1 protein-coding gene is annotated in these 545 nt (G+C 51.6%); it reads left to right on the top strand.

What is annotated here, in order from left to right:
* Nucleotides 1–119: 119 nt before the first annotated feature.
* Nucleotides 120–545: cold shock domain-containing protein (locus tag L0664_RS18465; RefSeq protein ID WP_235227379.1), on the top strand; the 426-nt coding region annotated here is incomplete at its 3' end.

The following is a 545-nucleotide window of genomic DNA, read 5'->3' as shown; positions in this document are numbered from 1 at the left end:
GACGGCGACACGGTGGTGTTCCTGACCGATGTCAGCCCCGACATCCTGACCGCCGATCACGTGATCCTCGCGTGAGCGGGCGCGATTGGCACACCCCAATGAACACGGAAAACATAATTATGAATGATGGACGGGTACCCTCCACAGATCCAAACGCCATACTCAGCGGGAAGGTTAAGTGGTTTGATGCATCGAAAGGTTTCGGTTTCATAACCGTGCCCGGATTCGAGGCTGATTTCCTCCTTCATCAGAATGTGCTGCATGATATTGGACGCGATACGATTATTGATGAAACGGTGGTTGAGTTTAAATATTCTTACTCGGCAAACGGCCTTAGGACGACTGAAATCGTTTCAATGATCTTGCCGCAAGACCCCATTGATCATGACGATGTCGCCGCCCTGGGCGAGGTTTGTGACCAAAGGGTTCCAGCGCGCGTGAAGTGGTTTGATGGCCAAAAAGGATACGGGTTTGTGAACCGCTATGGCGACGGCGAGGACATCTTTATCGGAGCGAACATTTTGAAAAGATGCGGCTTGCGTGAA

Source organism: Octadecabacter dasysiphoniae, assembly GCF_021532615.1.
Lineage (GTDB): Bacteria > Pseudomonadota > Alphaproteobacteria > Rhodobacterales > Rhodobacteraceae > Octadecabacter > Octadecabacter dasysiphoniae.
The sequence above is the reverse complement of the archived record's forward strand: the minus strand, read 5'-3'. Positions and strand labels throughout refer to the sequence as shown.